The 9029-nt window shown below is 67.9% G+C and carries 8 protein-coding genes; 5 read left to right on the top strand and 3 right to left on the bottom strand.

All coding sequences use genetic code 11. The features are described from left to right. Nucleotides 1–405 (bottom strand): GTP-binding protein (locus H0W38_RS09955; RefSeq protein ID WP_292453414.1); only part of this gene is annotated, 405 nt, incomplete at its 3' end. A gap of 267 nt (nucleotides 406–672) precedes the next feature. Between H0W38_RS09955 and H0W38_RS09950 the strand changes: the two genes are divergently transcribed. Together H0W38_RS09950 and lnt are read left to right on the top strand one after the other, a co-directional pair. Continuing rightward, complete coding sequence (locus tag H0W38_RS09950; RefSeq protein WP_292453417.1) at nucleotides 673–1503, top strand: HlyC/CorC family transporter; 831 nt, start codon at nucleotides 673–675, stop codon at nucleotides 1501–1503. Next, on the top strand, nucleotides 1500–3113 hold the full coding sequence (lnt, locus tag H0W38_RS09945) for an apolipoprotein N-acyltransferase (RefSeq protein WP_292453411.1): 1614 nt from the start codon (nucleotides 1500–1502) through the stop codon (nucleotides 3111–3113). Before H0W38_RS09950 ends, lnt begins: the two co-directional genes overlap by 4 nt. A gap of 3 nt (nucleotides 3114–3116) precedes the next feature. Here the strand turns inward: lnt and H0W38_RS09940 are convergent, their stop codons facing one another. Together H0W38_RS09940 and H0W38_RS09935 are read right to left on the bottom strand one after the other, a co-directional pair. Beyond that, complete coding sequence (locus tag H0W38_RS09940; RefSeq protein ID WP_292453409.1) at nucleotides 3117–4064, bottom strand: NAD(P)/FAD-dependent oxidoreductase; 948 nt, start codon at nucleotides 4062–4064, stop codon at nucleotides 3117–3119. Between the two features lie 189 nt (nucleotides 4065–4253). After that, nucleotides 4254–4592, bottom strand: coding sequence for an NAD(P)-binding protein (locus H0W38_RS09935; RefSeq protein WP_292453407.1), 339 nt, complete (start codon nucleotides 4590–4592; stop codon nucleotides 4254–4256). A gap of 504 nt (nucleotides 4593–5096) precedes the next feature. On the opposite strand from H0W38_RS09935, the gene glyQ reads away from it, so the two are divergent. From glyQ to gmhB, 3 genes are all read left to right on the top strand, one after another. Beyond that, nucleotides 5097–6011, top strand: coding sequence for a glycine--tRNA ligase subunit alpha (glyQ, locus tag H0W38_RS09930; protein WP_292453405.1), 915 nt, complete (start codon nucleotides 5097–5099; stop codon nucleotides 6009–6011). A 76-nt stretch (nucleotides 6012–6087) separates the two neighbouring features. Beyond that, nucleotides 6088–8241 (top strand): glycine--tRNA ligase subunit beta, encoded by a 2154-nt coding sequence (gene glyS / locus H0W38_RS09925; RefSeq protein WP_292453403.1) that lies wholly within the window; start codon nucleotides 6088–6090, stop codon nucleotides 8239–8241. A 4-nt stretch (nucleotides 8242–8245) separates the two neighbouring features. After that, complete coding sequence (gene gmhB / locus H0W38_RS09920) at nucleotides 8246–8875, top strand: D-glycero-beta-D-manno-heptose 1,7-bisphosphate 7-phosphatase (RefSeq protein WP_292453401.1); 630 nt, start codon at nucleotides 8246–8248, stop codon at nucleotides 8873–8875. The last annotated feature ends 154 nt before the right edge of the window (nucleotides 8876–9029 follow it).

Genomic DNA, 9029 nt, shown 5'->3' with positions numbered 1-9029 from the left:
ATGCTTGGCATCGACCAGGGTCAGGATCGAGTCGAGCTGATAGCTTTCGGCGATCTCGTCGTCCATGAAGAAGGTCTGGGCGACCGGGCCGGGGTCGGCCAGCCCGGTGGTCTCGATTACGATGCGGTCGAACGCCAGTTCGCCCTTGCGGCGCCGGGCGGCCAGATCGGCAAGGGTGACTCGCAGGTCTTCTCGGATGGTGCAGCAGATGCAGCCGTTGCTCATCTGGACGATCTGCTCCTTGCTCTCGACCGCCAGGATGTCGTTGTCGATGTTTTCCTCGCCGAACTCGTTCTCGATCACGGCGATCTTCTGGCCGTGCTGTTCGGAGAGCACGCGCTTGAGCAACGTGGTCTTGCCGGAGCCGAGAAAGCCGGTGAGGATGGTGGCGGGGATGAGTGACATGGCGGCGGCTCGGAGAGGTCGACTGCGGGTAGCTCAGTTGAGGGTGGGCGACTGTGGGTCAAGGGCCGAGGGCTGTCAAGCAAATGGCGGGCCCGCCCGAGCGCCTCAGGGCTGTCCCGCAGACAGCGGGGGCAGGGGAGCTGCGGTATTCTCGACACACCTCCATTTCCGGCACCGCTGCCCGTGTCCGAGCCTCAACCCGGTCGGTCTGTCCGCCACAGCGACAGATCGACCTTCCATCCCGGCAAAGCGGCGGACCGCCGCAACCTGTTCGAGCGGCTGATCGAGTTTCTCTCGCCGGGCCCGGACTCCAAGACCCAACTGATAGAGAGCCTGGCCGATGCCGAGCAGCGCGAGCTCATCGAGCCGGAGTCGCGCATCATGCTCGAAGGCGTGCTGCGCATGGCCGACATGTCGGCCGGCGACGTGATGGTGGCTGCACCGCGCATGGACCTGCTCGACATCGACGCGCCCTACGACGAGCTGCTCGAAGTCGTGATCCACACCGCCCACTCGCGCTTTCCGGTGTTCGAGGATCGCCGTGACAACGTCATCGGCATCCTCATGGCCAAGGACCTGCTCAAGCTGCAGCGCGCGCCCGAGCTGAACCTGCGTACGCTGCTGCGCCCGGCGGTTTTCGTTCCGGAGAGCAAAGGCCTGAACGAGTTGCTGCGCGATTTCCGTTCCAATCGCAACCACCTCGCCATCGTCATCGACGAGTTCGGCAACACCGCCGGCCTTTTAACCATCGAAGACGTGCTCGAGGAAATCGTCGGCGAGATCGAGGACGAGTTCGACGACAAGGACCATGCCTCGGGCGTGTTCACCCTGGCCGACGGCAGCCAGCGGGTGGCCGGCGACGCGGCGATCCGCGAGGTCAACACGGTGTTCGACGCGCAACTGCCCGAGGACGACTTCGACACCATCGGTGGCTTGGTCGCGCACGAGCTCGGCCGGGTGCCGCGCCGCGGCGAAGCGGTGGAGGTGGGCGGGCTGCGCTTCTCGGTCATGCTGGCCAAGGGCGGAGCGGTGCGCTGGTTCAAGGCCACGCGCGCCGAAGCCGTGACGCCCGAGCCGTCCAACGACCCCGAGGCTTGACCGCGAATCACCTGCCTGGCCGCTCGGCCGGGAGCCGAGGCGGCCATGCGGCGAGCCGGCGCTGGCCGCTGGCGGCTGAACTGCTCGTCGCCACGACAGCCGGCGCGCTTCATGCGCTGTCTTTTTCGCGTCTGGACATCGGCTGGCTTCAGCTCGCCTGCGTTGCGCTGCTGGCCTGGCGGGTCGGCGCCAGCGCGGCGCCGGGACGCGCGGCGCTGCTCGGCGGCGCGTTCTCGACCGCTTGGCTCGTCGGCGGCACCTGGTGGCTGTTCATCAGCCTGCACCGCTACGGCGGCATGCCGGCCTGGCTGGCGGGGCTGGCGGTCGGCCTGCTGTGTGCGCTGCTCTCGCTCTACCTGGCTGCCGCAATGGCCGCCTGGGCCCGCTGGCGCAGCGGTCGGCCCGCCGCCGATGCGCTGCTATTCGCGGCCGTGTGGTTGCTGGCCGAACTGGCACGCGGCGTCATTTTTACCGGCTTTCCCTGGGTCGCGGCCGGCTATGCGCACACCGACGGCGCGCTCGGCGCCCTGGCGCCGTGGATCGGGGTGTACGGCATCGGTGCGGTCGCCGCCGGCATTGCGGCTCTTCTGGCCGCGGCGTTGCGGGCGTCGGGTTCGGGCCGCTGGCTGACGGCGGCCGGCGCCGCAGCGCTGTGGTGGGCGCCGCTCGTGCTGCCGCAGCACTTCACCGAAGCGACCGGCCGGCTCGAGGTGGCGCTGTTGCAGGGCAACGTGCCGCAAGAAGAGAAGTTCGAGCCGGCACATCAGCCCGAAGCGCTGGCGTGGACCTTGCGCACGTTGGCCGAGACGCGGGCCGAATTGGTGGTGGCGCCCGAAACGGCCATCCCGCTGCTGCCGGCGCAAATGCCCGAGGGCCTGTGGGAAGGTCTGCGCAGCGCTTTCGTGGGCGGCGATCGCGCGGCGCTGGTCGGCATGCCGCTCGGCAGCTTCGAGACCGGCTACACCAATTCAGCGGTCGGCTTCTCCGCCGTAGCGGCCACGCAGCCCGGCGGGTTCTATCGCTACGACAAGCACCACCTGGTGCCGTTCGGCGAGTTCATCCCGCCGGGCTTTCGCTGGTTCGTCGACCTGATGAAAATGCCGCTCGGCGACTTCGCCCGCGGGCCGCTGGACGCGCCGTCGTTCGCGGTGCAGGGGGAGCGGGTGGCGCCCAACATCTGCTACGAGGATCTGTTCGGCGAGGAGCTGGCGGCGCGTTTTCGCGACCCGGCGAGCGCGCCGACGATCTTCGCCAACGTCAGCAACATCGCCTGGTTCGGCGAGTCGGTCGCCATCTTCCAGCACCTGCAGATCTCGCGCATGCGCACGCTCGAACTGCAGCGCCCCATGATCCGCGCCACCAACACCGGCGCTACCGCCATCGTCGACCACCGCGGCGTCGTCACGCGCCGCCTTGCGCCGCACACGCGAGGCGTGCTGGAAGGCACGGTCGAGGGCCGCAGCGGCCTGACGCCCTTTGCCTGGTGGGCGGCGCGCTTGGGCCTGGCGCCTTTGGCGTTGCTGGCCGCGTCGGTGCTCGCTGCAGCGGCCTGGCGTGTTGCTCGCGACTCGCGTACCACGCTGCGGCGGCAGGCGCAGGTGCCGTTCTGAGGCTCAGCCGAAACTGAACTCGGCGAAATCGGGCCGGTCCAGCGCCGCGACGTACTTCCGAGTGAAGCCCGGAAAGAGGGCGACGACCTTGCCGTTGTCCATGCGGTACCAGCTGCGGCACTGGCTCCACACCGAGCCGGCGAGCCGCGCCTGCAGGCTGCGGTTGGATTCGCGCAGCACTTCCTGCCGCACGTCGATCCAGCGGTGGCCGCTGCCAAGAACATGCTGCATGCAGGCGATCGCAAAACGCACCCCGGGCTCGATGAACAGCAGCGTGGAGGTGTGTCCGGTGCCGGTGTTCGGGCCCAGCATCAGGAACAGGTTCGGAAAGCCCGACACCGTGATCCCGTGGTGCGCCTCGGGGCCGTCCACCCAGGCCTCGCGAAGTGTCCGGCCGCCGAGCCCGTGTACCTGAACCGACGAGAGCAGGCGCACTGCGTCGAAACCGGTTGCGCAGACCAGCGCGTCGAGCCGGCGCTTGCGGCCGCCGGCCGTGACGATGCCGTTCGGCGTGACACGCTCGATGGCGTCGATCACCAGTTCGACATTGGGCCGGCCAAGGGCTGGGTAGAAATCGTTTGAGTAGATGAGGCGTTTGCAGCCCAGCGGATAAGGGGGCTGCAGCCTGGCGCGCAGCACTGCGTCGGGGACTTGGCGGCGCAGATGCGTGGCCGCCAGCTGCAGCAGCCCCTTTCTCGAGAGCGTGCCCTCGTCGAAGCCTTGGCGGGTCAGCTCGAGGACGTGGCACCAGGAGCGCCGCACCAGCGCGGCATACAGCGGGCTGCGCGCCAGCATGCGATCGAGCGCGGTGTACCGGCGGTCGAGCCGCGGCAGCACCCAGTTGGCCGTGCGCTGGAACACGTGCAATTGCCCGGCTTGTTGCGCAATCGGCGGCACGAGCTGCGACGCGGTCGAGCCGGTGCCGATCACGCCGATGCGCTGGCCGCGCATGTCGTGGCCATGGCCCCAGCGTGCGGAGTGCAGAGCTTGCCGCGAAAGTCCGAGAGGCCCGGAATGTCGGGCCAGCGAGGTTGACTCAGCGGGCCGGTGCTGCACACGAAGAAGCGTGCCCGCAAGCCAAGGCCTGCTTCGGTGTCGATCAGCCAGTGTGGCCCGAGGCGGCATGGAAGCGGGCTTGGGTCATGCGGCTGCCGAAACGGATGTGCGCAACGATGCCGTGTTTTCGGCACAGCGCTGCATGTAGGCCTGGATTTCAGGCGCCGAGGCGAAGCGCCGCGTCCAGCCGGGATTCGGCTCGAACGAGAACGAGTACACCGGCGCGGGAACATCGACATGCGCGCCGGGATAGGTGTTGTCCCACCAGGTGCCGCCCAGCCCGAGCTGCTTTTCGAGAATGACGAAGTCGTTGATGCCGGCCTTCTTGAGTTGCATCGCCATGCACAGACCCGACATGCCGGCGCCGAGGATGACGATCTGGTGATCGGTGCGTTGCACAGCGGCGGGCTCGGCGACTGTCATGCGGCTCTCCTCTGTTCAAGAACTCCGTCCAGAAAACCGGCGACGCGGTCCAGGGCTCCGTCGGCGCTGCGCAGTGGGCCGCCGTGCATCTGGAAGACATGCCAGCGCTCAGCCGTGATCTCGCACACCGAGCGCGCGGCACGTGGCACCAGCGCAGCTTCGCGACCGCGGCGAGCCAGCGACGCTGCGAGGTGATGGAGTAACGCGGCGAGAAGCGGGGCTTGAGCAACAGTTGCAGCGACAAGCGGAGCGCTCCGGCGACCCAGCGCTCGACTTTGAACTCCTGCGCTTGCCTGGCCATGATCGTGCCTGTTGTGCCGTATGGCATCGTCGTCGCAATGGGCGGACGCGTCGTGCACTTTTCATAGGGATAAGGGCGGATGCAGCCAGCAAGATGCCGTGCACACGGTGTGGGCCGCTTGCTTCGCCGCAGTAAGAGCGCCCCTAGAATTCGCGCTTCGCCGTGCGCGCCCGCGCAACGGCTCGGCCCGTCACCGCGACACGATGCTGACCTTCCAGCAAATCATTCTGCGCCTGCAAGACTATTGGGCCGACCAAGGCTGCGCCCTGCTGCAGCCCTACGACATGGAAGTCGGCGCCGGCACCAGCCACACCGCCACCTTCCTGCGTGCGCTCGGCCCCGAGCCCTGGAAGGCCGCCTACGTGCAGCCGAGCCGCCGGCCCAAGGACGGCCGCTACGGCGAGAACCCGAACCGGCTGCAGCACTATTACCAGTTCCAGGTGGTGCTCAAGCCCGCGCCGGCGGGCATTCTGGAGCTCTACATCGGCTCGCTCGAAGCGCTCGGCTTCGACCTCAGGCGCAACGACATCCGCTTCGTCGAAGACGATTGGGAGAACCCCACGCTCGGCTGCTGGGGCCTGGGTTGGGAGGTCTGGCTCAACGGCATGGAGGTCACGCAGTTCACCTATTTCCAGCAGGTCGGCGGCATCGATTGCCGGCCGATCACCGGCGAGATTACCTACGGACTGGAGCGCCTGGCCATGTACCTTCAGGGCGTCGACAGCGTCTACAAGCTGCAATGGACCGACGGCCTGAGTTACGGCGACGTCTATTTGCAAAACGAGCAGGAGCAAAGCGCCTACAACTTCGAGCACAGCGACATCGAGTTCCTGCTGCACGCTTTCGGCAGCCACGAGAAGCATTCGAAGCACCTGATGGAGCAGCAGTTGGCACTCCCCGCCTACGAGCAACTGCTCAAGGCCGGCCACAGCTTCAACCTGCTCGATGCGCGCGGCGCGATCAGCGTGACGGAGCGGGCGGCCTACATCGGGCGCATCCGCAATCTGGCGCGCGCGGTCGCGCAGAGCTATGTGGACAGCCGCGCGCGGCTGGGCTATCCGATGGCGCCGCGCGAATGGGTGGCGCAGATCGAGACTTTTCAAAAGAGGGCCGCCTGATGAGTGCCGCCGGGCCGCTCGCAAGGCGCTCGCTCCCCTTCGGGGGGACCGGCGCGCAGCGCCGTAGGAAGCACGCATGAGCGTCATGCACCCCACCCGCAACCTGCTGGTCGAACTGCTCGTCGAGGAACTGCCGCCGAAGGCGCTGAAGAAGCTGGGCGAGTCCTTCGCGCAGACGCTGGCGCAAAGCCTGAAGGCGCAGGGGCTGGCGACCGACCATTCAGCCGTCACGCCGTTCGCCTCGCCTAGGCGGCTGGGCGTGCAGGTGAGCGCGGTGCTGCCGGGGGCACCCGACAAATCGGTCTCGCACAAACTCATGCCGGCCAGCGTGGGTTTCACGGCGGACGGCCTGCCGACGCCGGCGCTGCTCAAGAAGCTGGCGAGCCTGGGCGCCAACGCATCTGCGCTGCCGCGCCTCGAGCGGCGCATGGATCCGGCTTCGAAGAACGCCGCGGACGCGCTGTTTTTCGAGAGCCTGGTTCCCGGCGCAACGCTTGCGCAGGGACTGCAGAAAGCGCTCGATGAGGCGATCGCGCGGCTGCCGATCCCCAAGCTGATGAGCTACCAGCCGGAAACCGGCGCGCTGCCCGGCTGGAGCAGCGTGCAGTTCGTGCGCCCGGCGCACGGCCTGGTGGCGCTGCACGGTGCCGAGGTCGTGCCGGTGAGAGTGCTCGGTCTCGAGTCGGGCCGCGAGACGCAGGGCCACCGCTTCGAAGCCGCCATGGAGCCGGTGGTGCTGCAGCATGCCGACCACTACGCCCAGCAGTTGCTCGAGCAGGGCGCTGTCATCGCCAGCTTCGCTTCCCGCCATGGCGACATCGCGCGGCAGTTGCAGGCGGCGGCGTCGAAGGAAGAGCTGGTGCCGATCGACGATGCGGCGCTGCTGGACGAGGTGACGGCGCTGGTCGAGCGGCCCAACGTGCTGCTGTGCCGCTTCGAGCCCGAGTTCCTGGCGGTGCCGCAGGAGTGCCTGATCCTCACGATGAAGGCCAACCAGAAGTATTTTCCGCTGCTCGATGCGCAGGGGCGCCTGACCGAGAAGTTCCTGGTCGTCAGCAACATCACGCCGGACGATCCGAGTGCGGTGATCGAGGGCAACGAGAGGGTGGTGCGGCCGCGGCTGGCGGACGCAAAGTTCTTCTTCGATCAGGACCGCAGGAAGACGCTGGGCTCGCGCATCGGCGGGCTCGCCAAGGTGGTTTATCACGGCAAGCTGGGCACGCAACTCGATCGCACCGAGCGCGTTCGCGTGATCGCTCGCGAAATCGCCCTCGCTTTGATCAAAAGCGGAGTGTTGACGGTAGAGCAGCAGGCGCGAGTCGATCAGGCCGCGCAAATTGCCAAGGCCGACCTGCTGACCGACATGGTCGGCGAGTTTCCCGAGTTGCAGGGCACGATGGGCCGCTATTACGCGCAGCACGACGGCCTGCACGGCGACATCGCCCTGGCGATCGAAGACCACTACAAGCCGCGCTTTGCGGGCGACGAGCTGCCGCGCAACGAGGTCGGTGTGGTGCTGGCTCTGGCCGACAAGCTGGAGACGCTGGTCGGCCTGTTCGGCATCGGCCAGTTGCCGACCGGCGACAAGGACCCGTTCGCGCTGCGGCGGCATGCGCTCGGGGTCATCCGCATGCTGACCGAGAAGAGGCTGCCGCTGGAACTCAACACCTTGCTGAAGGCAGCGCTGCCCGCTTTCGGCGAGTTGATCGCGGACCCTGGCATCGCGCTGGCCGACTTCATCTACGACCGGCTTGCGGGCGGTCTTCGCGACCAGGACTACAGTGCAAAGGAGATCGACGCCGTGCTGGCCTTGCGCCCGCAGCGCCTGGCCGACGTGCCGCCGCGCCTCGCGGCGGTGCGCGCCTTCGCCGCGCTACCGCAAGCGCCCGCTCTGACCGCGGCCAACAAGCGCGTCGGCAACATCCTCAAGAAGGTCGACGGCGTCGTCGAGCCGAAGATCGACCCGGCACTGCTGCAGGAGCCCGCCGAGGCAGCGCTGGCAAGCGCCTTGGCCGACGTGAAGCCGCAGGCCGACGCCGCTTTCGAACGGGGCGATCACACCGCGTCGCTTCAGTGGCTCGCCGGCTTGAGAACGCCGGTCGATCTGTTCTTCGACCAGGTCATGGTCAATACCGACGACCCGGCCCTCCGCGCCAACCGCCTGGGCTTGCTCGCCACCCTGCACGCCGCCATGAACCGCGTCGCCGATCTGTCGAAGCTGGCGACCTGACCCCATGACCCCCCTCAAACTCGTCATCCTCGACCGCGACGGCACCATCAACGCCGACCGCGACGACTACGTGAAGTCGGCCGACGAGTGGGAGCCGCTGCCCGGCGCGCTGGAAGGCATCGCGCGGCTCAACCATGCCGGCTGGCACGTGGTGGTGGCCACCAACCAGTCCGGTCTCGGCCGGGGCCTGTTCGACATGGCCGCGCTCAACGCCATGCACGAGAAGATGAACAAGGGCATGGCCCAGGCCGGCGGGCGCATCGACGCCGTGTTCTTCTGCCCGCACGCGCCAGACGAAGGGTGCGCCTGCCGCAAGCCGCTGCCCGGCCTTTTCGAGCAGATCAGCGAACGCTACGGCGTCGATCTGCGCGGCGTGCCCGCCATCGGCGACAGCTTGCGCGACCTGCAGGCGGCGCGAGCGGCCGGCTGCGAAACGCACCTGGTGCTTACCGGCAAGTGCACGGAACAGACACTGCTGGATGCGATGCTGCAAATCGTGCCCGGCACTGCGGTTCACGCCGATCTCGCTGCCGCTGCGGAGTTCATCGTGCAGCGCGAGCGCCACGCCCGTGCCTTGGCACGAGGGACGGTCGACCCACCGGACAGCGGGCCGGGGGAGCTCAAGGCAACATGAGCCGCGCACTGGCGGTGCTGCGCTCGCTGATCTTCTTCGTGTGGCTGGCGGTCACCGTGGTGCCGTTCGCGCTGGCCGCGCTGGCCTTGTCGATCTTCAGGCGCGGCGATCCGGTCTACTGGGTCTGCATCACCTGGCTGCGCTGGTCGATCTG

Source organism: Methylibium sp., assembly GCF_013817365.1.
In the GTDB taxonomy this organism is placed as follows: domain Bacteria; phylum Pseudomonadota; class Gammaproteobacteria; order Burkholderiales; family Burkholderiaceae_C; genus Methylibium.
This window is presented reverse-complemented; position numbering and strand designations above follow the sequence as displayed.

Excerpts from the sequence above, each read along its gene's own strand:
- H0W38_RS09940 (WP_292453409.1), bottom strand. The coding sequence starts at position 4,064 with ATGCGCGGCCAGCGCATCGGCGTGATCGGCACCGGCTCGACCGCGTCG.
- H0W38_RS09935 (WP_292453407.1), bottom strand. The coding sequence starts at position 4,592 with ATGACAGTCGCCGAGCCCGCCGCTGTGCAACGCACCGATCACCAGATC.
- glyQ (WP_292453405.1), top strand. The coding sequence starts at position 5,097 with ATGCTGACCTTCCAGCAAATCATTCTGCGCCTGCAAGACTATTGGGCC.
- glyS (WP_292453403.1), top strand. The coding sequence starts at position 6,088 with ATGAGCGTCATGCACCCCACCCGCAACCTGCTGGTCGAACTGCTCGTC.
- gmhB (WP_292453401.1), top strand. The coding sequence starts at position 8,246 with ATGACCCCCCTCAAACTCGTCATCCTCGACCGCGACGGCACCATCAAC.